Origin of the sequence: Thermohalobacter berrensis, assembly GCF_003609645.1 — a bacterium.
Lineage (GTDB): Bacteria > Bacillota > Clostridia > Tissierellales > Thermohalobacteraceae > Thermohalobacter > Thermohalobacter berrensis.
On record NZ_MCIB01000001.1, the window covers coordinates 216,725 to 241,150 of the forward strand.

Sequence of the window (24,426 nt, forward strand, 5' to 3'; positions counted from 1 at the left end):
AAAAGTGAAAAAGAGAATTATAAGTGGAGTATTAGGCTTAATAATTTTAGTATATATTGTAATAAATAAAGGAATTTTATTTGATTTTTCTGTTTTAACTATATCTTTAATTGGATTATATGAATTTTTTACAGCAATTAAAAAATATAATATAAGACCTCTAAGTATTATCGGGTATTTATTTACAATAGGTCTTTTTATTTTATTTTTATATGACAAGCTTAACCTTTTACCTTTTTTATTATTTATTTATGTTTTTTCACTTCTAGTTTGTTTTGTTTTTGCTAGAAGTATAAAACCAGTAGACCTAGGTATTACTCTTTTAGGTGGTATGTATATATCTTTTTTTCTTTTTCATTTAGTCTTACTTAAAACTACAATTTTGATTTGGTTAGTTTTCATTAGTTCATGGGCAACTGATACATTTGCTTATTTTAGTGGAAGATTTTTTGGTAAAAGAAAACTGTGTCCAAAGTTAAGCCCTAAAAAAACAGTAGAAGGAGCTATAGGTGGGGTTATTGGAACATTGATTGTGACTATAATATTTTTAATAGTTTTAAATCAACAACATATTTTACAATTATCAATTCTAAGTGTCATATCATCAATAATAGCTCAAATAGGAGATTTAACTGCTTCAAAGTTTAAAAGATTAGCCAATATTAAAGATTATGGATATATAATGCCAGGACATGGTGGGATTTTAGATAGATTTGATAGCATACTTTTAACTTCACCTATAATATATTATTATTTAGATATAGTATTAAAAATAATTTAGGAGTGATAATATTGAAAAGAGTAAGCATATTAGGTTCAACAGGTTCAATAGGGACTCAAGCACTTGATGTAATAGAAAAAAATCCTGAATTTAATGTAGTTGCCTTATCAGCTAATAGAAATATAGAACTTCTTGAAGAACAAGCTTTAAAGTTTAAACCTAGAGTTGTTGCTGTATATAATAAAAATAAAGCAAAAATACTAAAAGATAAGCTTAAGATGTATGATATAAAAGTAGTTAGTGGTTTAGATGGATTAATTGAAGTAGCTACTCAATCATCTGCAGATATTTTACTAACATCTGTAGTAGGAATGATTGGATTAATTCCAACCCTTGAAGGAATTAAGGCTGGAAAAACTATAGCTTTAGCTAACAAAGAAACTTTAGTTACTGCTGGCAAATTAGTTATGGATGAAGTAAAAAAACATAATGTACATATAATTCCTGTTGATAGTGAACATTCAGCTATATTCCAATGTTTAAATGGAGAAAATTATAATGAAATATCAAAACTAATATTAACTGCATCAGGAGGACCATTTAGAGGGAAAACAAAAGAGGATTTGAAAAATGTCACACTAGAAGAAGCATTAAATCATCCAAATTGGTCAATGGGTAAAAAAATTACTGTTGACTCTGCAACTTTAATGAATAAGGGACTAGAAGTAATTGAAGCTAAATGGATTTTTGATGTAGATATAAATGATATTGAGGTAGTAGTACATCCTCAAAGTATCATTCATTCAATGGTTGAGTTTGTTGATGGAAGTGTAATTGCACATATGGGTATACCAGACATGAGAATTCCTATACAATATGCTTTAACTTATCCTAAAAGGAAAACAAATGAATTAAAAAGGTTAAATTTAGTTGAAGTAGGAAAACTTGATTTTGAAGCTCCTGATATAGATACTTTTCCATGCTTAAAACTTGCTTTTAAATCTATAAAGATAGGAGGAACTATGCCTACGGTACTAAATGCTGCTAACGAGGTTGCGGTTAATTTATTTTTAAAGAAAGAAATTAAATTTATTGAAATACCATATATAATAGAAGAAATAATGAATCAACATAAAATTATAGAAAATCCGTCATTAGATGATATTTTAAATACAGACAGTTGGGCTAGGGAACTAGTGAAGTCAAAATTTAGTAGATAGGTGGTGTAATATCATGACAGCACTTGCTGCAATTTTTGTTTTTTTTCTTGTTGTAGTTTTTCATGAATTTGGACACTTTATAGTTGCTAAACTAGTTGATATAAAAGTACATGAATTTTCAATTGGAATGGGACCAAGAATTTTTAAAGTAAAAAAAGGCGAAACGGATTATTCTCTAAGGGCTTTACCTATTGGTGGATATGTAAAAATGGAAGGTGAAGATGAAAAATCTGATGACATAAGGAGTTTTAGTAATAAACCAGTATTAGCAAGAATGGCTGTAATTGCTGCTGGAGCAATTATGAATTTTATATTAGCTTTATTAGTTTTTAGTTTGATTTCTTATATTATTGGTGCGCCTACTACAACAATTATGGAAACTACAAAAGACATGCCAGCTTATAATGCAGGTATAAAAAGTGGTGACAAAATTATTAGTGTTAATAATATAGATATAGATACTTGGGATGAATTAGTTAGTGTAATAAGTAAATCGGAAGGAAAAGAACTAAAAGTAACAGTTTTAAGGAACAATAAAAAGATAGATTTTTATGTAGATCCAGTGATTGAAAAAGATACAGGAAGAGCCATAATAGGAATAGTTCCCGAAATGAAAAAATCTATATTGTATTCAATAAAAAATGGTTTTGATAGAATGATTTTTATGCTAAGTATGATGTTTAGATTTCTTCGAATGCTTTTAACTGGAAATGTTAATACTACTGATGTGATTGGTCCAGTGGGAATTATTCATTTAGTTGGAGAAGCTGCTAAATTAGGTTTTTTGAATGTCTTATCACTTGCAGGATTAATAAGTGTTAACTTAGGTTTTTTTAACTTATTACCTATACCTGCTTTAGATGGTAGTAGATTAATGTTTTTAATAATAGAGTTATTTAGAGGAAAGCCAATTGACCCGGAAAAAGAAGGCTTTATTCATTTTGTCGGTTTTGTTTTCTTAATGCTCCTTATGATATTCATTGCATATAAGGATCTAATAAGATTCAATGTATTTTAGGTAGGTGAAATGATGGAAAGAAGAAGTAGCAGAAAAATTTATTATGATAAAGTAGGAGTAGGTGGAGATGCGCCAATTACCGTTCAATCTATGACTAATACACATACAGCAAATTTAAATGAAACTATTAAACAGATTAGAATGCTAGAAAAAGAGGGCTGCGATATTATAAGGGTAGCAGTTAGAAATATAGATGATGCTAAAGCTTTAAAAAGATTAAAAAAAGAGATAAAAATTCCTTTAATTGCAGATATACATTTTGACTATAAACTAGCGTTAGAATCTGTTAAGAATGGAGTTGACGGACTAAGAATTAATCCAGGAAACATTGGTGCTGAAGATAGAGTAAGAGAAGTTGTAAAAGCTTGTAAAGAATATCAAGTACCTATAAGAATAGGAGTAAACTCAGGTTCAATCAAAAAGGCTTATCTTGAGAAATATGGTGGGGTAAATACAGAATCTATGGTTTATAGTGCTTTAGAACATGTAAAGATTTTAGAAGATATGGATTTTAAGGATATTGTAATATCACTTAAAGCAACAGATATTGAACTTACAGTTAAAGCCTATGAAAAAATGGCAAAATTAGTTGATTATCCTTTTCATCTAGGTATTACAGAGGCTGGTACTACTTGGAGTGGAACTATTAAATCAGCAATAGGTATAGGTGCATTGTTATTAAAAGGAATAGGTGATACGATCAGGGTTTCTTTAACAGGCGACCCAATCGAAGAGGTTAGAGTAGGAAAACAAATTTTAAGGTCCTTGGGACTATTAAAAGATAAAATTGAAATAATATCCTGTCCTACTTGCGGACGTACACAAATAGACCTTATTAAATTAGTGAAGAAAGCTGAAGATAAGCTAAAAAATATAGATAAGCCTATAAAAATTGCTATTATGGGATGTGCAGTTAATGGTCCGGGGGAAGCAAAGGAAGCAGATATTGGAATTGCTGGGGGAAAAGAAAGTGGATTGCTATTTAAAAAAGGAAAGATATTAAAAAAGGTTAAGGAAGAAGATTTATTGAATGAACTCATAAAAGAAATAGAAAAAATGTAAAGTTTCAAGGGGGAGTAGCTTATATGAATTATATAACAACTATAATACCTGCCTATAATGAAGAAAAAACTATAGGCGATGTTCTTAATGTTGTTAAACAAGCAGAACTTATAAATGAGATCATAGTTGTAAGTGATGGTTCAAAAGATAGTACTGTTGAGATATCTCAATCTTATGGTGTTAGAGTAATCGATTTAAAAGAAAATGTTGGTAAAGGTGGAGCTTTAAAAAAGGGTGTAGAGAATTCAGAAGGTGATATAGTTTTATTTTTAGATGCTGACCTTATTGGCCTTAGGGTTGACCATATCAATAGTTTACTTTTACCAGTTATAAATAAAGAATGTGATATGACTATTGGAATTTTTAGTAATGGTAGATTTGCTACAGATTTAGCTCAAAAAGTAGCACCTTATTTATCAGGCCAAAGAGCAGTAAGAAAAAATGTTATTAAGGAAATATCCAATATGGATATCACAAGATATGGAGTTGAAGTTGCTTTAACTAGATACGCTTCACAAAATCATATTTCAACAAAGGAAGTTGTATTAGATAATCTGACACATGTAATGAAAGAAGAGAAACTAGGTGTTGTTAAAGGATTCACTGAGAGATTAAAAATGTATAGGGATATTGCAAAGTTTATAAACTTCAAAAGTTAGGTGTTGAAGATGTTATCAGTTGAACAGATTATTTTTAGACTATTATTATCTATAATCCTTTCTGGGTTAATTGGACTAGAAAGGGAAAGTATAAAAAGACCAGCTGGTTTTAGAACACATATTTTAGTTTGTGTTGGTTCTACTTTAGCTATGCTAGTTGGTATTCATCTAGTTAATACTTTTAAGTATGAGTCAGACCTTGATGTAGCACGTTTAGGAGCTCAAGTAATAAGTGGAATAGGTTTTTTAGGGGCTGGAACAATAATAAAAGAAGGTACAACAGTTAAAGGACTTACAACAGCAGCGGGATTATGGGCAGTAGCATGTATTGGGTTAGCTGTTGGTGCAGGGTTCTATGTTGGGGCTATATTTACTACATTTTTTGTAATTATTACTTTATACCTATTCTCAAAAGTGGATAAACGTATTAAGACAAGAAGAAATTACATTAACTTAAGAATAGTTTCTATAAATAAACCTGGCCAATTAGGGAAGATTGGAAAAGTAATGGGAGATATGGGTGCTAATATAAAAAATATAGAATTAGATTCTCGGGAAGAGGATTTAGTAATTGTTTATATAACTGCATTATTGCCAGATAAATCAGTAAAATTAGAGTTAATAACTAATCTAGGGAATATTGAAGGCATAAATGAAGTAACCGAAAAATAGAGGGAGGATTTTATCTACATGTCTTTATCAAATGTTAAAGTGTTTGGTGAATTATTAAAAGCTGTAGATATAAGTATTACAGATAAGGTATTATTTGATTCAGAAGTAGAAAGAGTATATGTTAATCCACAAAATAAAAAAATGAAAATAAAATTGAATAGTTATGATGTTGTAGATTATAGCAATATAGATAAAATAAGAGAAGAACTTAAAAGCAGATTAAAAAAATTTAATGATGTAAATTTTGATATTACCTATTGCAATATAGATTGTCCCAAAGACCATGTTATTAAAAAAATATGGCCTAATATAGTATATTTATTTAAGAAGAAAATACCTTCTAGTTCTGCTTGGATAAAAACCCTTAAATATCATTTAGAAGATAATACTTTTATTGTTGAAGTTGGAAGTGAAATTGCTTTATTTACTATTCAAAATAAAAAATTAGACAAACAGGTTAAAAGTATAATTAATGAGAAATTTAAATTAAAGTTAGATGTAATTTTTACAAATTCTAAGAATAAAGAATTAGAATTAAGAAAAGATAAATATAATAAGTTAAAGGAAAAAGAAGAATTAAATCTTATTAATAAGATGAAAATAACCCAGAAAACTGAAAAGGATAGTCAAGGAAATCGCAATAAAAATGAGAAAAAGAATAATAACGGACTTTTATATGGAAAACAAATTGATAATGATGTAATTAAAATATCAGAAATTCATACAGAAACTGGCACCGCTATAATAGAGGGAGAAATATTTGATGTTGAGGTTAAAAATTTGAAAAAAGGCAATAAAAAGCTATATATATTCAACATCACAGACTTTACAAATTCTATCACTGTAAAAGTATTTGCTAATAAAAAGTCTCAAGAAGTTTTAGACTCTAATTTGAAGGATGGTTTATATGTTAGAGTGCAAGGGAATGTTGTATATGATAACTTTATAAAACAATTAATTGTAATGTGTAAAGCAATAAAAATTGTTAATAAGCCTTTAAGAGTAGATGATTGTAATGAAAAAAGGGTTGAATTACATGTACATACACAAATGAGCTCTATGGATGGTGTTTCAAGTTTCAAAGATATTGCTAAAAGAGCTTCAGAATGGGGACATAAAGCAATTGCTATTACTGACCACGGAGTTGTTCAGAGTTTTCCTGAAGGAATGGAAGCTGGAAAAAAATATGGTATTAAGGTCCTTTATGGGGTTGAAGGTTATGTAGTAAATGATAGTAAACCTATTGTAATTAATTACAATGATGAGCCATTAAATTGTGAATATGTAGTATTTGATATTGAAACTACCGGGCTTTCACCTACTAATGACAAAATTACAGAGATTGGAGCAGTAAAAATAAGAAACAATGAAATTGTTGATAGATTCAATCAACTCATTAATCCAGAAGTAGAAATCCCTGAAAAAATTGTGAAACTTACTGGTATAACTAATGAATTAGTTAAGGACAAGCCTACTATAGAAGAGGTGTTACCAAAGTTTATTGATTTCATTGGTGACTCTGTTATAGTTGCACATAATGCAAATTTTGATACAAGCTTTATAAAAGAGAATTGTAGAAGATTAGACTTAAACTTAAACAATCCGATTCTAGATACCTTAGAACTTACTAGAGCATTGTTTCCTAAATTAAAGAGTCATAGGCTCAATAAAGTCTGTGAACATTTAAATGTTAAACTTGAAAACCATCATAGAGCTGTAGATGATTCTGAAGCTACAGCTAAAGTTCTATTGAAATGTTTTACACTTTTACAACAAAAAGAAGTCGAAAAATTAGAAGATTTAAATAAAATCTTTACTGACAAGAAAATTAATAAGTCAGACAAAGCTTACCATATTGTTATATTTGCAAAAAACTATAGAGGACTTAAAAATCTTTATAAAATAGTATCAGAATCACATCTTAAATACTTTTATAGAAAACCAAGAATACCTAAATCTTTAATTGCCAAATATAAAGAAGATTTAATTTTAGGTACAGCATGTGAAGCTGGTGAATTATATAAAGCAATATTAGAAAATAAAGGTTATAATGAAATAAGGGATATCGTTAATTTTTATGATTACCTAGAAATACAACCAATTGATAATAACTTACATTTAATAGAGAAAGGATTCGTAAAGGATAAAGAGGGGTTAAGACAAATCAATAGAAAAATTGTTTCCCTTGGGAATAAGTTTAATAAACCAGTTGTTGCCACGGGAGATGTTCATTTTCTAGATCCACAAGACGAAGCTTTCAGAAGGATATTAATGCATGGTCAAGGGTTTGCTGATGCTGATAACCAAGCACCTTTATATTTTAAAACAACTAACGAAATGCTAGAAGAATTTAGTTATTTAGGTAAAGAAAAAGCAAAGGAAGTAGTCATAAAAAATCCTAACTTTATAGCAAATATGATTGAGGATATGTTACCAATCCCTGAAGGTACTTTTCCACCGAAGATTGAAGGATCTGAAGAAGAATTAAGAAAAATGACCTATAGAAAAGCAAAAAGTATATATGGAGACCCATTACCTGAGATTGTAGAGGATAGACTTGAAAGAGAGTTAAATTCTATAATAAAAAATGGTTATGCAGTTTTATATATAATTGCTCAAAAGCTTGTTACTAAATCGTTAAAAGATGGATATTTAGTTGGGTCAAGAGGATCTGTTGGTTCTTCTTTTGTTGCAACTATGAGCGACATTACAGAAGTTAATCCATTACCACCTCACTATGTTTGTCCTAAATGTAAGAACAGTGAATTTATTACAGATGGTTCTATAGGGTCAGGTGTAGACCTTCCTGATAAAGATTGTCCTAAATGTGGAACTAAATATGAAAAAGATGGTCATGATATACCTTTTGAGGTTTTCTTAGGATTTGAAGGAGACAAAGAACCAGATATTGATTTAAACTTTGCAGGTGAATATCAACCTGTAGCTCACAAATATACAGAAACTTTGTTTGGAAAAGGACATGTTTTTAGGGCTGGTACAATAGGTACAATTGCAGAAAAAACTGCTTATGGATTTGTAAAGAAGTATTTTGATGAAAAGAAAGTTGCAGTAAATAATGCGGAAATTAATAGATTAGTAAAGGGATGTACGGGAGTTAAAAGAACTTCTGGTCAACATCCAGGAGGATTAATGGTAGTTCCTCAAGATAAAGAAATATTTGATTTTACACCAATACAATATCCAGCCAATGATAAGAGCTCTGGAGTAATAACTACTCATTTTGATTACCATTCAATAAGTGGTAGGATATTAAAACTTGATATATTAGGTCATGATGTTCCTACTATTATAAAAATGCTAGAAGATTTAACAGGAGTTGATCCTCAACAAATACCATTAGATGATAAACAAACACTAAAGATTTTTACTTCAACAGAACCTTTAGGTATTAGTAAAGAAGATATAAACTGTGAAGTAGGCACTTTAGGAATACCTGAATTTGGAACAAAATTTGTAAGACAAATGCTTATTGATACAAAGCCAAATTCATTTGCAGGTCTTGTTAGAATAAGTGGTTTATCCCATGGTACTGATGTTTGGTTAAATAATGCACAAGATTTAGTTAAAAATGGAGTAGCCACTTTGGAAGAGGTTATTTCTACAAGAGATGATATTATGTTATATCTTATTTATAATGGTTTAAATAAAAAGAAATCCTTCAAAATTATGGAGAAAGTAAGAAAAGGTAAGGGGTTAACAGAAGAGGAAGAACAATACATGAGGGAAAATAATATTCCTGATTGGTATATTGAATCATGTAAAAAGATTAAGTATATGTTCCCTAAAGCACATGCTGTTGCTTATACAATGATGTCATTTAGAATAGCCTATTTTAAAGTTTACTATCCAGAAGCATTTTATGCTACGTATTTTACTTCAAAAGCAATGGATTTTGATGCAGATTTAATAACTAAAGGGGAAGAAACTGTAAAAGAAAAAATTAAAGAATTAGAATCATTGGGGAATAACAAAACAGCAAAAGAGAAAAATTTACTAACCGTTCTAGAGGTTGCTTTAGAAATGTACAAAAGGGGTCTAAAGTTTGAAAAAGTAGACTTATATAAATCAGATAGTGATAAATTCTTAATAGGCAAAAATGGAATTATACCACCTCTAAAATCCCTTCAAGGAGTTGGTGAAAATGCAGCTAAAAGTATTGCAAAAGAAAGGGAAAACGGTCAATTTCTATCTATAGAAGACTTGGTAAATAGGGCTAAGGTTACTAAAACAGTAATTGAGGCTTTAAAAGGACATGGTTGTCTAGACGGAATGCCAGAAAGCAACCAATTAAGCCTATTTAGTATTTGATTTTTTGAAAAGAATGTGTTATATTTAAAAGTAAACAACGAGATAATTAAGTAAGGAAAAAGAGTGGGTTTGTCCCACTCTTTAGTTTTTCAAGAAAAGACTTAGTATAAGAAAAAATTTTTATGAAAAAATAAAAATAAATGTAATAAAATGGAGGTGAGATAATGAGTACTAAAAAAGAAATAGAAAAAATAGTAAAAGATATAACAATACCAATTTTAGATGATTATGACTTTGAACTTGTAGATGTAGAATATGTAAAAGAGGGCTCTCAAAAATTTTTAAGGGTTTACATAGATAAGCCTGGTGGGATTACTATAGATGACTGCCAAAAAGTGAGTGAAAGATTAAGTGACAAACTTGATGAAATTGATCCTATAGAAGAAAGATACTTTTTAGAAGTTTCTTCTCCAGGAATAGACAGACCATTAAAAACAGATAGAGATTTGGAACGTAATCTTAACAAAGATGTTGAAGTAAGTCTATATAAGCCAATTGATGGAAAAAGAAAGTTTATGGGTAAATTAATTAAATTTGATGATGATAAAATTCAAATTGAAGATGAAAGTGTTGGTACTTTAGATATTGAGAAGAAAATTATAGCTAAAATTAACTTGGCTGTTAAATTTGAATAGGGAGGTATAATGATGAGAGCCGAGTTCTTAGATGCTTTAGAAGAAATAGTAAAGGATAAGGGAATTTCAAAAGATATACTGTATGATGCTTTAGAGGCTGCACTAAAAACTGCTTATAAGAAAAATTTTGGTTCAGCACAAAATGTTGAAATAGAAATAGATAAAGAAAATGGAGACGCTAAAGTTTATGCTAAGAAAACTGTAGTAGAAGAGGTTGAAAATGATTTATTAGAGTTGAATATTGAGGAAGCGAGAAAAATAAATCCTAAGTATGAGATTGGAGATATTGTAAGGGTAGAGGTTACACCTAAAAATTTTGGAAGAATAGCAGCCCAAACTGCTAAACAAGTTGTTCTTCAGCGTATAAGAGAGGCAGAAAGAGAAATAGTTTATGAAGAATTTGTTAATAGAGAATCAGAGATTGTAACAGGTTTAGTGCAAAGAGTAAGTAAGTCTAATATATTAGTAAATCTAGGTAGAACAGAAGGTATATTACCAAATAGTGAACAAATTCAAGGGGAAATTTATAATCAAGGTGATAGAATAAAATCGTATATATTAGAAGTTAAAAAGACTACTAAAGGACCTCAGATTATTTTATCTAGGACCCATCCAGGTCTTGTAAAAAGATTATTTGAATTAGAAGTACCTGAAATTCATGATGGTATAGTAGATATTTTTAGTATTGCTAGAGAACCTGGCTCAAGAACTAAAATAGCAGTTTATTCAAATGACCAAAACGTGGACCCAGTAGGAGCATGTGTTGGCTATAAAGGTAGTAGGGTTAAAGCCATTGTTGATGAATTAAATGGTGAGAAAATAGATATAGTTACATGGAATAAAAACATCGAAGAATTTATTTCAAATAGTTTAAGTCCTGCTAAAGTACTTAGTGTTGAAGTCAATGAAGAAGAGAAAACTGCAAAAGTAATAGTTCCTGACTATCAACTATCTCTAGCTATAGGAAAAGAAGGGCAAAACGCTCGACTTGCAGCTAAACTAACAAATTGGAAGATTGATATAAAAAGTGAAAGTCAAGCAAAAGCTGAAGAGGTAAATGAAAATATAACTAAAGAAGAATCTTTAGATGATGTTGAATCAGAAAATATTGAATTAATAGATTAATAAGGGGTGGTATAATATGAAAAAGAAAAGAATACCACTTAGAAAATGTGTAGGTTGCGGTGAGAGCAAACCAAAAAAGGAACTCATAAGAGTTGTTAGAAATAAAGAAGGTCAAGTGAATATTGACCAAACAGGTAAAGCTAAAGGTAGAGGAGCATATATATGTAAAGGTGAAGAATGTATAAATAAAGCTATAAAAGAAAAAAAGCTAAATAGATCTTTAAAGATTGATATACCAAAGGAAATATATGAAGAAATAAAAAAGGTGATATTGGAAAATGAGTAAAGCCTATACTATGCTTGGATTTGCACAAAAAGCTAGAAAAATAAAATATGGTGAAATAGGTTGTACTCTATCAGTAAAAAAGAAAAAGTGTAAACTATTAATAATAGCAAAAGATGCTTCTAAAAACACTAAAGAAAAATTTATAAAATTATGTAATAAGTATAATGTTAAATATATAGAATTTGGACAAAAAGATAGCTTAGGAAATGCTATAGGTAAAGGTTTAATTTCAGTTATAGCTATTTGTGATAATAATTTTGCTGCAACATTAGAAGATATTTTAATATAATTTATCACCTGTAAAAAAATAGGGGGTGAAGAAATTGTCAAAAAAGAGAGTATATCAACTAGCAAAGGAATTGGGGATTACCAGTAAGGAGTTAATGTCTAAACTAAGAGAATTAGATATAAATGTTGAATCTCATATGAATACTTTAGAGGAAGATGAAGCAGAACTATTAAAAGAATTATTCAAAGAAGAGGAAAATAATAAGAACAATCATCAAAAACAAAATAAATCAAAATCTAATAATAATAATAAGAATAAGTCAAAAAATGATGAGAATAAAAAAGATAAGAACGAAAGCAAAAAAGAAAATTCAAATAAAGAGGAAAATAAAATTATTGAAATTGAAGAAAAGATAGTTGTTAAAGAGTTAGCAGAAAAAATTAATGTGAATCCAAATGAAGTTATTACAAAGCTAATTGGTTTAGGTGTTATGGCTAATATTAATCAAGAAATAGATTTTGATACTGCTAGTATAATAGCAGAAGAATTTAATTATGAAGTTAAAGCAGCTGAAATAGAAGAAGATAACGAAGATGAAGGATTAGATTTTGAAGATAAGCCAGAAGACTTAGCCCCAAGAGCACCAATTGTAACTGTAATGGGACATGTTGACCATGGAAAAACATCATTATTAGATGCAATAAGAAAAACTAATTTAACAGAAAAAGAAGCAGGAGGAATTACTCAACATATAGGTGCTTCAGTAGTAAATGTTAATGATAAGAAGATAGTTTTCTTAGATACACCGGGACATGAGGCATTTACTGCGATGAGAGCTAGAGGAGCTCAGGTAACAGATATAGCTATATTAGTAGTAGCTGCAGACGATGGTGTAATGCCTCAAACTGTAGAAGCTATAAACCATGCAAAAGCTGCAGATGTTCCTATAATTGTAGCTGTTAATAAGATAGATAAACCAAATGCAAACCCCGAAAGAGTTAAACAAGAACTTACAGAACATGGATTAGTACCTGAAGAATGGGGTGGAGATACAATTTTTGTACCTATATCAGCCCTAAAAAAACAGGGTATTGATGAACTTTTAGAAATGATAATTCTAGTTTCAGAAATGCAGGAGCTAAAGGCAAACCCAGATAGAAAAGCTAAAGGTACAATTATAGAAGCACAGCTTGATAAAGGTAGAGGAGCTGTGGCAACTGTAATAGTACAAAAAGGTACATTAAAAGTAGGAGATGCAGTTGTAGCTGGAACTTCTTATGGAAGAATTAGAGCAATGATTGATGATAAAGGAAAACGAGTTAAAAAAGTAGGTCCATCTACTCCAGTAGAAATATTAGGTTTATCTGAAGTTCCAGATGCAGGTGAAATCCTATATGCTGTTGATGATGATAAAAAGGCTAGAACTATAGCAGAAAATAGACAAGAAAAATTAAGAAGAGAACAACTTAAAGCAAAACAAAAAATAACATTAGATGACCTTTTTGATCAGATTCAGAAAGGAGAAGTAAAAGACTTAAATGTGATTATAAAAGCTGATGTTAGAGGATCTATAGAAGCAGTAAAACAAGCAATAGAAAAGTTAAGTAATGAGGAAGTAAAAGTAAATACAATACATGGTGGTGTTGGTGCTATTACTGAAAGTGACGTAATGCTAGCTTCAGCTTCAAATGCAATTATAGTTGGTTTTAATGTAAGACCAACATCTCCAGCTAGGGATTTAGGAAAGCGAGAAAAGGTAGATATTAGAACATATAGAATAATTTACAATGCTATTGAGGATATTGAAGCTGCGATTAAAGGTATGCTTGAACCTGAGTATAAAGAAGTTGTGCTAGGTAGAGCGGAGGTTAGAGCTACATTTAAAATACCTAACGTAGGTGTTGTAGCAGGTATATATGTTCAAGAGGGTAAAATTACTAGAAATTCAAAAGTTAGATTATTAAGAGACAATGTTGTAATACATGAAGGAGAAATTTCCTCACTTAAGAGATTCAAAGATGATGTTAGAGAGATTATGACAGGTTACGAGGGTGGTTTAGGAATAGAAAATTATAATGATATAAAAGAAGGAGATATAATCGAAGCTTATATAATGGAAGAAGTTAAAAAATAAATATTATAGAGGAAGGTGAGCTTTATATGGGCTCAAATAGAATTGCAAGAATTTCAGAAGAAGTAAAAAAGATAGTGAGTAAATTAATAAAACATCAGTTAAAAGATCCTAGAATTTCACCACTAACTAGTATTACTGAAGTAGAAGTAACAAATGATTTAAGATATGCAAAAATTTATATTAGTGTATTAGGTAGCAATAAAGAAAAAGAAAATACTATAAAAGGTTTAGAGAATGCAAAAGGATATATAAGAAAAGAGATTGGGAAAAATTTGAAAATTAGATATACGCCAGAACCAATCTTTGAGTTAGACAGATCAATTGAAAGAGGAGTATATATATCAAAATTAATAGATAAAGTTAGTAAAAGAGATAAAGAAAAAGAAGAGGAAAATGATCATGAACAGTAAAGTAAAAAATGAAGTTAATAAGCTCATTAATTTTGTAAATACTTCTAACAATATATATATAGCTTCACACGTGAATCCAGATGGAGATAGTATAGGTTCTGAATTAGCACTTGGTTTAGCTTTGAGAAAAATAAAAAGGGACAAAGATAAAGTAAAGTTATTAGCTATTGACAAAACACCTCAAAACTTAAAATTTCTACCAGGGATAAAACTTATAGAAGAAGTTAATTTAGAGGAAAATATTGACTTACTTATAACAGTAGACTGTAGTGACCCTGACCGTTTGAATGATTATAGAGAAATGATTGATAAAGCAGAAAATGTTATTAATATTGACCACCATAAAAGTAATAATTATTTTGGAGATGTTAATATAGTTGACCCTAAAGCAAGTTCAACTGGTGAAATTATATACTTTATATTAGAATACCTAGGACTAGAAATAGATGAGGATATTGCAACTTGTCTTTATGTTTCTTTATCAACAGATACAGGTAGTTTTAAATACGATAATACTACTTCTATTACTCATAATATAGCATCTAAATTAATTGATAAGGGTATAAATATAAATGATATTACTGTAAATGTTTATCAAAATAGACCTTTAGTAAAAACAAAACTTTTTATAGAAAGTTTAAATTCACTGGAATTACATCATAATAATAAAGTTGCTATTATTTGTGTAACTCAAGAAATGATAAAAAAATGTAATGCCCAAATTGAAGATATTGATGGGTTTGTTGAATTTATAAGGGATATTGATACAGTAGAAGTAGCATGTATTTTAAAAGAATTAAGTAACAATGAAATTAAAATAGGGTTAAGGTCAAAAAAGTTTGTTGATGTAGCTTATATTGCAAGTAAGTTTGGCGGTGGGGGACACACTAAAGCTTCAGGGTGTACTATATATGAAAAAATTGAGATAGCAAAAGAAAAAATATTAGAAGAAATTAAAAATAATTTAAGGTGATACTATGAATGGGTTTATTAATGTTTTAAAACCACCTGGAATGACATCACATGATGTTGTTGATTTTATAAGAAAAGAATTAAAAATTAAAAAGGTAGGCCACACCGGAACTCTGGACCCATATGCTTCAGGTGTCCTACCTATTTGTATTGGCAAAGCAACGAAATTAACACAGTATTTAATTGAAAAAAAGAAAAAATATAGAGCAGAACTTGTATTAGGCAAAGAAACTGATACCCAAGACAAATATGGAAAAATAATAAATGAATCAGATTTTATACCCACTGAAAGTGATATTATATCTGTTATTAATTCTTTTAAAGGAAATATTAAACAAATTCCTCCAATGTTTTCAGCTATAAGACATAAAGGAAAAAGGCTTTATGAGTTGGCAAGAAAAGGCAAAAAAGTAGACAGGCCATCAAGAGAAGTAACTATATATGAAATTTCTATCATTAAAATAGATAAAAACAAAAAAATATTATTTGACGTAGAGTGTTCAAAGGGTACCTATATTAGAACACTTTGTAATGATATAGGGAAAGAATTAAAAACATATGGATATATGAATTTTTTACTTAGAACATGTGTGGATATATTTAAAATTGAAGATTCATTTACAATTGACGAAATAAAGAAATTTAAAGAACTTGAAAAAGTTCACGAGTTAATACAACCTATAGATTATCCTTTATATAATTATAAGAGAGTAGATGCAATTGATAATTCATTTAAAATTCTCTCAAATGGAGGGAAAATCTCTTTAAATAAGATAAAGGGAGTAAAGAAATTAAAAGAAAATGAAATGTTAAGAGTATATTGTAAAGATAAGTTTATAGGAATTGGAACAATTAAGAGAATTAATAATAATAAATTTCTAAAAATAGAAAAAGTTTTATTATAAAGGTGATACAAATGGAAGTTATAACCAATATAGAAAGTAAATATCCAAAACCAACAGCAGTGGCTCTAGGAAACTTTGATGGCCTTCATATAGGCCATCAAGCTCTAATAAAAAAAATGATAAAAGAATCAAAAAAGATGGGGCTTCCTAGTGTTGTCTATACCTTTAAAAATCATCCTACTAGCTTAATTGCTAATAAAAAAACTCCTAAAACTATAATGAATAATAAACAAAAATTTGAAATTTTAAAAAGCTTAGGAATTGATATTCTATATATGATAGAATTTAATAATCAAATTATGAATATGAATCCTAAAGCATTTATAAAGAAATTACTCATTGATAGATTAAATATCAAATTGGTTGTTGTTGGATTTAACTATAGGTTTGGATATAAAGCTAAAGGAGATTGTTCTCTTTTAAAGCAAATGGGAGATGATTTAGGATTTAAGGTAATAGTTGTACCACCAGTAACAAAAAATGAACAAGTAGTTAGTAGTACTTTAATAAGGAAATTAATTAAAGAAGGTAAAATAAAAAAAGCTAATAATTTACTTGGAAGGCATTATACTTTACAAGGCAAAGTTATACAGGGTAAAGGAAGAGGAAAAAAAATAGGTTTTCCAACTGCTAACCTTCTTTTAAATGACAATTATGTTATTCCTAAAAAAGGTGTTTATAAAACTATAACAACTGTAAATAATAAAAAATATATAAGTATTACTAATGTTGGGACAAATCCAACCTTTACTAATGAAAACAAGCTAAATATTGAAACACATATAATTAATTTCAATGATTCTTTATATGGAAAAGAAATAGAGGTTAGTTTTAAAAAATATATAAGGGAAGAAAAAAAATTTCAAAACGCAGAACAGTTAATTAAACAGTTAAAAGAAGATATTAAAAGTTTTTAAACTATAAATTAATATTTACAAAGTTTTTGGTTTATGATAAAATAGCCACTGTGGATTTACCTTATGCTATGTTGATCGTATCTCCGACGATATACATGGCTTAAGGTGAACTAATAATAAAAGGAGGGTTAAATATGTCAATAAAAAAAGAAGAAAAACAAAGAATAATTGAGGAGTACAAGGTACATGATGGTGATACTGGTTCACCAGAAGTTCAAGTTGCTTTATTAACTCATAAAATTAACAACTTAAATGAGCATTTAAAGAAACATAAAAAAGACCATCACTCTAGAAGAGGATTACTTAAAATGGTAGGTAAAAGAAGAGGATTACTTAATTATTTAAAAAGAAAAGATATAAATAGATACCGTGAACTTATTAAAAGATTAGGTCTTAGAAAATAACAATTGAGCGGGATATCCCCGCTCAATTGTTTTATAATAATAAAATAACTGCTAATTTCATATTTAGTATATTCAATAAAACTGGATTTTTATTTAATTTAAGGATATAATATAAAAATATCAGGAGTTTTATGAAAAGGAGGTAGATTATGGAGGAAAAAACTTATGAGTATACCTTGGCTGGGAGAAAATTAAGTATAACAATAGGAAAAGTTGCTGAACAAGCCAATGGAGCCTGCTTAGTAAGGTATGGAGATACAGTAGTATTAGTTACAGCTACTGCAGCTAAAGAACCAAGAGAGGGTATAGACTTTTTCCCTTTAAGTGTTGATTATGAGGAAAGGCTTTATTCCATTGGTAAAATACCTGGAGGATTTATTAAAAGAGAAGGAAAACCTAGTGAAAAAGCAATTTTGACTGCTAGACTTATTGATAGACCTATTAGACCACTTTTCCCTAAAGGATTTAGAAATGATGTTCAAATTATAGCAACAGTACTTTCTGTAGACCAAGATTGTCCTCCAGATATTGTTGCAATGATTGGTTCTTCAATTGCATTAACTATTTCAGATATTCCATTTGATGGTCCTACTGGTTCAGTTGCTGTAGGCTTAGTTGATGGAGAATTTGTAATAAATCCAAGGAGCTCAGAAAGAGAGAAATCAGAATTACATTTAGTAGTATCTGGGACAGAGGATGCTATAATGATGGTCGAAGCTGGGGCTAATGAAGTTCCAGAAGATAAGATGTTAGATGGAATAATGACAGCACATGAAGAAATTAAAAAAATATGCAAATTTATCAAAGAAATAAGAGAAAAAGTTGGTAAAGAAAAGAAAGAATTTGAAGAATTTAAAGTTGACCAAGACATTGAAAAAGTAGTAAGAGAATATGCAACTGAAAAACTTATAGAAGCAATTCAAACAGAAGATAAACAACAAAGACAAGAAAATATTGATAAAGTTAACGAAGAAACACTTGAGCATTTCCTTGAAATGTATCCAGAAAATGAGAAAGAAATTAAAGAAACATTGTACAACATTACAAAAGAACAAGTTAGAAAACTTATTTTAGAAAAAGGAATAAGACCAGACAATAGAAAAATAGATGAGATAAGACCTATATCATCTGAGGTTGGATTGCTACCAAGAACTCACGGTTCAGGCTTATTTACTAGAGGGCAAACTCAAGTATTAACTGTAGCAACTTTAGGTGCAGCTAGTGATGTACAGCTATTAGATGGACTAACCGATGAAGAATTTAAAAGATATATGCATCATTATAACTTTCCTCCTTACAGCGTTGGAGAAACAAGATTTTTAAGAGGACCAGGTAGGAGAGAGATTGGACATGGTGCTTTAGCAGAAAGGGCCTTAGAGCCAGTATTACCTTCAGAAGAAGAATTTCCATATACAATTAGATTAGTATCAGAGGTTTTAAGTTCAAATGGTTCAACTTCACAAGCTAGTGTATGTGGAAGCACATTAGCTTTATTAGATGCGGGTGTTCCAATCAAATCAATGGTTTCAGGTATTGCTATGGGATTAATTAAAGAAGAAGATAATGTTGTTGTATTATCAGATATACAAGGTATGGAAGATTTCTTAGGAGATATGGATTTTAAAGTTGCTGGGACAGAAAAAGGAATTACAGCAATTCAAATGGACATTAAAATACCGGGTATTGGTAGGGAAATTTTAGAAGAGGCTTTAAGAAGGGCTAGAGAAGGTAGAATATATATATTAAATAAAATGAGAGAAGCAATCTCTGAACCTAGACCAGAACTATCACCATATGCACCAAGAATATTATCAATTAATGTAGATCCAGAAAAGGTTAGAGATATAATTGGCCCTGGTGGAAAAACTATTAATAAAATTATAGATGAAACAGATGTAAAAATTGATATTAATGATGATGGTAAAGTATTAGTTGCAGCAGAAAATATGGAAAAAGGGCAAAAAGCATTAGGAATGATTAAAGAGATAACAAAAGATATTGAAGTTGGAGAAATAGTTACTGGAAAGGTATTAAGAATAGTTCCTTTTGGTGCATTTGTAGAAATTTCACCTGGCAAAGAGGGACTAGTACACATATCAAATGTATCTAAGAAAAGAATAGATAAAGTTGAAGATGTTTTATCAATTGGAGATGAAGTAACTGTTAAAGTAATAGGAATTGATGGTCAAGGGAGAATAAACCTATCTAGAAAAGATGCTATGAAGCAAGATAGTAAAGAAGAAAAGAAATACAAAAAATATAAAAATGATAAACGAAATTAAAAGGCATGAACCTTAATACGGTTTATGCTTTTTTTAATTTATACAGAGTATATTTAATATATATTTGAATATTAATAGTAGTAAATAATATTTAGGGGGGAGATTTGTGCAAATATATTATATTAAATATAAAACTATTTACAAATTATTAATTATTGTTGTTTTGGTTTTACTAATATTAAGTATAGCCCTAACTTATAAAAATAAAGCAATAAATACGTTTAAAAATGATGACGTTTACTATAAAGGAAATATAGACAAAGAAGTTATAGCTTTTACATGCAATGTTGATTGGGGTAATGAATATATTAAACCTATGCTTAAAATTTTTAAGGAGAACAGTATAAAAATTACATTTTTTGTAACAGGAAGATGGGCAGAAAAAAATGAAAAGCTTATTAAACTTATATATAATGAAGGACATGAAATTGGAAATCATGGATATTTACATAGAGATTATAGTAAATTAAGTTATGAATTAAACAAAAAAGAAATACTAAAGACACAGCAAATAGTTAAGGATATATTAGGTGTAAAAACAAAATATTTTGCACCCCCTGCTGGTGCTTATAGTGATAAAACAGTAAGAGCGGCTAAAGACTTAAATCATGAAGTTATTATGTGGAGCATAGATACTATTGACTGGAGAAAAGATAGTACAAAAGATAAAATTATAAATAGAGTTATTAGTAAAGCACATAATTCGGCAATTGTTTTAATGCATCCAAAAAAAGAGACGGTTAAGGCTTTACCTATAATTATAAATAAATTAAAGGAAAAAGGGTATAAAGTTGGTAGGGTTAGTGATATTATAAAATAACTATTGAAATATTTTATATTCTATCCTATAATAGACTAGGTAAAAAGATTAATGTTATGGGAGGAAAAATTTTAAGGAAATGTATAATAAACATATTTTATCAAATGGCTTGAGGGTTGTTACTGAATATATACCTTATGTGAAATCAGTTTCTATTGGAATATGGGTAGAGAGTGGTTCAAGGAAGGAAAATGAAACTAATAATGGAATTTCACACTTTATAGAGCATATGCTGTTTAAAGGGACAAAAACTAGAAATGCTAGGGAGATTGCAGAAAGTATTGATAGCGTAGGTGGGCAGTTAAATGCTTTTACAACTAAAGAATGTACTTGTTTTTATGCGAAAGTACTTGATAACCATTTACCTATAGCTATAGATATTTTAGCTGATATGTTATTTAATTCTAAATTTAGTGAAGAAGATATAGAAAAAGAAAAAAATGTTGTAATAGAAGAGATAAATATGTATGAGGATTCCCCTGAAGATTTAGTACATGATTTACTATCCCAAACAATTTATGATGGGCATTCATTAGCATTACCTATATTAGGAAAAGCCGAAGTTTTAAAGGAATTGACACAAAAAGATATAATTAAATATTTCCAGAAACATTATACACCTCACAATACTGTAATTTCCATTGCTGGAAACTTTAATGAAGATAAAATCATGCAATTAATAGAAAAATATTTTAGCAAATGGAACTCTGAAAAACCTGTAGAAAATACTTTAAAACCTCCTATCTTATATCAAAGGTTGATCAATAAAAGAAAAATAACTGAGCAATTACATTTATGTATTGGTATGGAAGGAATTGCACAGGATAGGGATGAATTGTATTCACTTTTAATTTTAAATAATGTTTTTGGTGGTAGTATGAGTTCAAGACTATTTCAAAAGATTAGAGAAGAAAAGGGGTTAGTATATTCAATATATTCTTATCCGTCATCATATAAAGATACAGGTATATTTACTATATACGCTGGTCTTAACCCAAATCAAATCACAAATGTAAGTAGATTAATAATAAATGAAATTAAAGATATTAAAGTGAATAAGTTAAGAAAAGAAGAGATAAAAAAGGCAAAGGAACAATTAAAAGGAAATTTTATATTAGGTTTAGAAAGTACATCTAGTAGAATGTCTTCTATTGGAAAATCTGAACTATTACTAGGTAAAATACATTCTCCAAAAGAAATTATTAATAGAATCGATAGTATAACATATGATGATATAAACAATATTATTCAAAAAGTTTTTGATTTTAAAAAATTAAATTTGGCATTTGTAGGTAATATCGAAAATGAAGAAAGTGTTAAAAAAAGGTTAAAAAATATATGTTTTCAAAAATAAAGATTACTATAATTATAGTAATCTTTATTTTTATAATAAAAAAGAACAGATAGGAGTGATTTCATTGAAAATAAAGATAGTAAACAAGAGCAATTTACCTTTACCTAATTATAAAACAGAAGGAGCTTCAGGAATAGATCTATATGCTAACATTGAAAAAGAAATAACACTAAAACCAATGGAAAGAAAATTAATTCCTACAGGAGTACATGTTTCAATTCCGAAAGGTTATGAAGGACAAGTAAGGGCAAGAAGTGGACTAGCTTATAAACATGGCATTGGGCTTGTTAATGGTATTGGAACAATAGATAGTGATTATAGAGGAGAAATAAAGGTTATATTAATTAATTTTGGTGACGAAGAGTTTACTATTAAAAAGGGAGATAGAATAGCACAGCTTGTATTCGTAAAATATGAAAAAGTTAAATTGGAAGAAGTAGAGGTATTAGATGATACCCAAAGGGGAAAAGGTGGATTTGGTCATACAGGAATTTAATATCATAAATAATCTTATCATAAATGATAAGTTATATATATAAATATAATTACATAATATATTATATAAATAATATTGTTTGTCTAAATAGAAAAACAAAGTTACTATAATTAATAATCTCATAATATTTTCAATGGATTTAGAATTATTCACTATAAATATAAAAGGGGGATATTTGTGAAGTTAAGTCAATTAGGTGGTAAAGAAATTGTTAATTTAAATGATGGTACTAGACTAGGTATAATTGCTGATTCAGACTTAGTAATTGATGAAAAAACTGGCAAAATAATATCATTATTAGTTCCTGATAAAAAATCTCAATTTAAATTATTCTCAACAGATAGAATGGATATAGAAATTCCATGGGATTCTATTAGAAAAATTGGAGATGATATGATTATAATTGAAATATAATTTAGCACTACTACAAACTTTATGGCATAATATATAATAGAACTTACAATGATTTTATATGATACAATTAACCATGCATAAGTTTTGAGGTGAAATTATGAAAATAATTATTCAAAAATTTGGAGGAACTTCTGTTGCAACTGTTGAAAACAGAGAAAGAGTATCACAAAAAATTATTAATAAGTATAATTCAGGATATGGCGTAGTTGTAGTAGTTTCAGCAATTGGAAGAAAAGGTGACCCATATGCAACTGATACTCTATTAAGTTTAGTAGATAGAAATACATTAAATAAAAGAGAGTTGGATATACTTATGTCCTGTGGGGAAGTAATATCTGCAGTAGTTTTATGCAATTTATTAAACAAAAAAGGATATGATGCTGTAGTGCTTAATGGGGCTCAAGCAGGAATAAGAACTAACAAAGTATTTGGGAATGCAGAGGTATTAAATGTTACAAGTAATAATATTACTACTTATTTAAAAGAAAGAAAAATAGTAATAGTTACAGGTTTTCAAGGAGTAACAGAAGATGGAGAAATAACAACTTTAGGTAGAGGTGGAAGTGACACAACAGCAGTTGTTTTAGGTGAAGCCTTAGGGTGTGAATATGTTGAAATATATACTGATGTCGATGGAATTATGACTGCTGACCCAAGAATAGTACCAGAGGCAAAAGTTATTGATAAAATGTGTTATTCAGAAGTATTTCAATTAGCTGAAAATGGTGCTAAAGTAATACATCCAAAGGCTGTGGAAATCGCTGAAAGAAGTAATATAAAGGTAATAATAAAAAATACTCTTAAAGATTGCCAAGGTACACTAATTACTAATAATGAAGATTCTAATTATTACCAAAGAAAAAAAAGAACTTATAATGACAATATTATTAATGCCATTACCTATAAAGATAAACGTGTTCAAGTTATAGTCAATGTATCAGATAAACAAGCTACAGAAAAATTAATGGAAGAGATTACCAACGCTAATATTAGTTTAGATTTAATTAATTTTTTTATTGATAAGAAAATTTTTACTATTGATGAAGACGATTTACAATCATTAGAGTCTATCTTGGATTCTGGAAACTACAACTACAATGTAGTAAATAAGTGTACTAAATTATGTGTAATTGGGCATAGAATGAGAGGAATTCCTGGAGTAATGGCGAGGATAGTTAATGCTCTATCTAAGGAAAATATAGAGATATTACAGTCTTCAGATTCTCATACTACCATATGGTGTTTAGTAAAATCAGAAGATGCTGATAAAGCAGTTAGAATTCTTCATAAGGAATTTGACATGGATAAAAAGTAGGCTATATGCCTACTTTTTCTTTTTGATAAGCATATAATTTAGATATT

The 24,426-nt window shown here is 28.9% G+C and carries 23 protein-coding genes; all 23 read left to right on the top strand.

Translation table 11 applies throughout. The annotated features are described in order from the left end of the window. Positions 1–4: 4 nt before the first annotated feature. The 23 genes from BET03_RS01155 to dapG all read left to right on the top strand — a co-directional run bounded on the left by BET03_RS01155 (position 5) and on the right by dapG (position 24,379). Positions 5–781, top strand: coding sequence for a phosphatidate cytidylyltransferase (locus tag BET03_RS01155; RefSeq protein WP_120166993.1), 777 nt, complete (start codon positions 5–7; stop codon positions 779–781). Positions 782–792: 11 nt separating this feature from the next. Beyond that, positions 793–1,941, top strand: coding sequence for a 1-deoxy-D-xylulose-5-phosphate reductoisomerase (locus tag BET03_RS01160; RefSeq protein ID WP_120166396.1), 1,149 nt, complete (start codon positions 793–795; stop codon positions 1,939–1,941). Between the two features lie 13 nt (positions 1,942–1,954). Next, on the top strand, positions 1,955–2,959 hold the full coding sequence (gene rseP / locus BET03_RS01165; protein WP_207666019.1) for an RIP metalloprotease RseP: 1,005 nt from the start codon (positions 1,955–1,957) through the stop codon (positions 2,957–2,959). A gap of 12 nt (positions 2,960–2,971) precedes the next feature. Continuing rightward, a complete protein-coding gene (gene ispG / locus BET03_RS01170; RefSeq protein ID WP_120166401.1) occupies positions 2,972–4,021 on the top strand; it encodes a flavodoxin-dependent (E)-4-hydroxy-3-methylbut-2-enyl-diphosphate synthase in 1,050 nt (349 codons plus the stop codon). A 23-nt stretch (positions 4,022–4,044) separates the two neighbouring features. Further along, entirely contained in the window at positions 4,045–4,680 is a 636-nt protein-coding gene (locus tag BET03_RS01175) for a glycosyltransferase family 2 protein (RefSeq protein ID WP_120166403.1), read from the top strand. Between the two features lie 9 nt (positions 4,681–4,689). After that, positions 4,690–5,352, top strand: coding sequence for an MgtC/SapB family protein (locus BET03_RS01180; protein WP_120166405.1), 663 nt, complete (start codon positions 4,690–4,692; stop codon positions 5,350–5,352). A gap of 18 nt (positions 5,353–5,370) precedes the next feature. After that, complete coding sequence (locus BET03_RS01185; protein WP_120166407.1) at positions 5,371–9,681, top strand: PolC-type DNA polymerase III; 4,311 nt, start codon at positions 5,371–5,373, stop codon at positions 9,679–9,681. A 164-nt stretch (positions 9,682–9,845) separates the two neighbouring features. After that, complete coding sequence (gene rimP / locus BET03_RS01190) at positions 9,846–10,316, top strand: ribosome maturation factor RimP (RefSeq protein WP_120166409.1); 471 nt, start codon at positions 9,846–9,848, stop codon at positions 10,314–10,316. A gap of 12 nt (positions 10,317–10,328) precedes the next feature. Then, on the top strand, positions 10,329–11,441 hold the full coding sequence (gene nusA, locus BET03_RS01195) for a transcription termination factor NusA (protein ID WP_120166411.1): 1,113 nt from the start codon (positions 10,329–10,331) through the stop codon (positions 11,439–11,441). Between the two features lie 16 nt (positions 11,442–11,457). Further along, complete coding sequence (rnpM, locus tag BET03_RS01200; RefSeq protein WP_120166413.1) at positions 11,458–11,727, top strand: RNase P modulator RnpM; 270 nt, start codon at positions 11,458–11,460, stop codon at positions 11,725–11,727. Continuing rightward, complete coding sequence (locus BET03_RS01205; protein WP_120166415.1) at positions 11,720–12,016, top strand: L7Ae/L30e/S12e/Gadd45 family ribosomal protein; 297 nt, start codon at positions 11,720–11,722, stop codon at positions 12,014–12,016. The genes rnpM and BET03_RS01205 overlap by 8 nt, the downstream gene beginning before the upstream one ends. Before the next feature lie 34 nt (positions 12,017–12,050). Continuing rightward, positions 12,051–14,090, top strand: a complete 2,040-nt coding sequence (infB, locus tag BET03_RS01210) for a translation initiation factor IF-2 (RefSeq protein WP_120166417.1) — start codon at positions 12,051–12,053, stop codon at positions 14,088–14,090. A gap of 26 nt (positions 14,091–14,116) precedes the next feature. Next, entirely contained in the window at positions 14,117–14,500 is a 384-nt protein-coding gene (gene rbfA, locus BET03_RS01215; protein WP_120166419.1) for a 30S ribosome-binding factor RbfA, read from the top strand. Beyond that, positions 14,490–15,473 (top strand): DHH family phosphoesterase, encoded by a 984-nt coding sequence (locus BET03_RS01220; protein ID WP_120166421.1) that lies wholly within the window; start codon positions 14,490–14,492, stop codon positions 15,471–15,473. Before rbfA ends, BET03_RS01220 begins: the two co-directional genes overlap by 11 nt. A 4-nt stretch (positions 15,474–15,477) precedes the next feature. Next, positions 15,478–16,377, top strand: coding sequence for a tRNA pseudouridine(55) synthase TruB (gene truB / locus BET03_RS01225; RefSeq protein WP_120166423.1), 900 nt, complete (start codon positions 15,478–15,480; stop codon positions 16,375–16,377). Between the two features lie 11 nt (positions 16,378–16,388). Further along, a complete protein-coding gene (locus tag BET03_RS01230; protein ID WP_120166425.1) occupies positions 16,389–17,294 on the top strand; it encodes a bifunctional riboflavin kinase/FAD synthetase in 906 nt (301 codons plus the stop codon). A 134-nt stretch (positions 17,295–17,428) separates the two neighbouring features. Beyond that, the gene (rpsO, locus tag BET03_RS01235; RefSeq protein ID WP_120166427.1) at positions 17,429–17,698 is read left to right on the top strand and encodes a 30S ribosomal protein S15; all 270 of its coding nucleotides are present in this window, start codon (positions 17,429–17,431) and stop codon (positions 17,696–17,698) included. A gap of 149 nt (positions 17,699–17,847) precedes the next feature. Continuing rightward, positions 17,848–19,980 (top strand): polyribonucleotide nucleotidyltransferase, encoded by a 2,133-nt coding sequence (locus tag BET03_RS01240; protein WP_120166429.1) that lies wholly within the window; start codon positions 17,848–17,850, stop codon positions 19,978–19,980. 106 nt (positions 19,981–20,086) lie between these two features. After that, positions 20,087–20,800, top strand: coding sequence for a polysaccharide deacetylase family protein (locus tag BET03_RS01245; protein WP_120166431.1), 714 nt, complete (start codon positions 20,087–20,089; stop codon positions 20,798–20,800). Positions 20,801–20,879: 79 nt separating this feature from the next. Next, on the top strand, positions 20,880–22,154 hold the full coding sequence (locus tag BET03_RS01250; protein WP_120166433.1) for a M16 family metallopeptidase: 1,275 nt from the start codon (positions 20,880–20,882) through the stop codon (positions 22,152–22,154). A gap of 64 nt (positions 22,155–22,218) precedes the next feature. Continuing rightward, the gene (gene dut / locus BET03_RS01255; protein ID WP_120166435.1) at positions 22,219–22,650 is read left to right on the top strand and encodes a dUTP diphosphatase; all 432 of its coding nucleotides are present in this window, start codon (positions 22,219–22,221) and stop codon (positions 22,648–22,650) included. 177 nt (positions 22,651–22,827) lie between these two features. Then, positions 22,828–23,064, top strand: a complete 237-nt coding sequence (locus BET03_RS01260) for a YlmC/YmxH family sporulation protein (protein ID WP_120166437.1) — start codon at positions 22,828–22,830, stop codon at positions 23,062–23,064. Between the two features lie 97 nt (positions 23,065–23,161). After that, positions 23,162–24,379 (top strand): aspartate kinase, encoded by a 1,218-nt coding sequence (dapG, locus tag BET03_RS01265; RefSeq protein ID WP_120166439.1) that lies wholly within the window; start codon positions 23,162–23,164, stop codon positions 24,377–24,379. Positions 24,380–24,426 lie beyond the last annotated feature (47 nt).

Coding starts and splice junctions, on each gene's coding strand:
- BET03_RS01205 (WP_120166415.1), top strand. CDS start 11,720: ATGAGTAAAGCCTATACTATGCTTGGATTTGCACAAAAAGCTAGAAAA.
- BET03_RS01240 (WP_120166429.1), top strand. CDS start 17,848: ATGGAGGAAAAAACTTATGAGTATACCTTGGCTGGGAGAAAATTAAGT.
- BET03_RS01230 (WP_120166425.1), top strand. CDS start 16,389: ATGGAAGTTATAACCAATATAGAAAGTAAATATCCAAAACCAACAGCA.
- BET03_RS01180 (WP_120166405.1), top strand. CDS start 4,690: ATGTTATCAGTTGAACAGATTATTTTTAGACTATTATTATCTATAATC.
- nusA (WP_120166411.1), top strand. CDS start 10,329: ATGAGAGCCGAGTTCTTAGATGCTTTAGAAGAAATAGTAAAGGATAAG.
- BET03_RS01220 (WP_120166421.1), top strand. CDS start 14,490: ATGAACAGTAAAGTAAAAAATGAAGTTAATAAGCTCATTAATTTTGTA.
- rbfA (WP_120166419.1), top strand. CDS start 14,117: ATGGGCTCAAATAGAATTGCAAGAATTTCAGAAGAAGTAAAAAAGATA.
- dapG (WP_120166439.1), top strand. CDS start 23,162: ATGAAAATAATTATTCAAAAATTTGGAGGAACTTCTGTTGCAACTGTT.
- rseP (WP_207666019.1), top strand. CDS start 1,955: ATGACAGCACTTGCTGCAATTTTTGTTTTTTTTCTTGTTGTAGTTTTT.
- BET03_RS01185 (WP_120166407.1), top strand. CDS start 5,371: ATGTCTTTATCAAATGTTAAAGTGTTTGGTGAATTATTAAAAGCTGTA.
- rimP (WP_120166409.1), top strand. CDS start 9,846: ATGAGTACTAAAAAAGAAATAGAAAAAATAGTAAAAGATATAACAATA.
- BET03_RS01175 (WP_120166403.1), top strand. CDS start 4,045: ATGAATTATATAACAACTATAATACCTGCCTATAATGAAGAAAAAACT.
- rnpM (WP_120166413.1), top strand. CDS start 11,458: ATGAAAAAGAAAAGAATACCACTTAGAAAATGTGTAGGTTGCGGTGAG.
- truB (WP_120166423.1), top strand. CDS start 15,478: ATGAATGGGTTTATTAATGTTTTAAAACCACCTGGAATGACATCACAT.
- BET03_RS01250 (WP_120166433.1), top strand. CDS start 20,880: ATGTATAATAAACATATTTTATCAAATGGCTTGAGGGTTGTTACTGAA.
- rpsO (WP_120166427.1), top strand. CDS start 17,429: ATGTCAATAAAAAAAGAAGAAAAACAAAGAATAATTGAGGAGTACAAG.
- ispG (WP_120166401.1), top strand. CDS start 2,972: ATGGAAAGAAGAAGTAGCAGAAAAATTTATTATGATAAAGTAGGAGTA.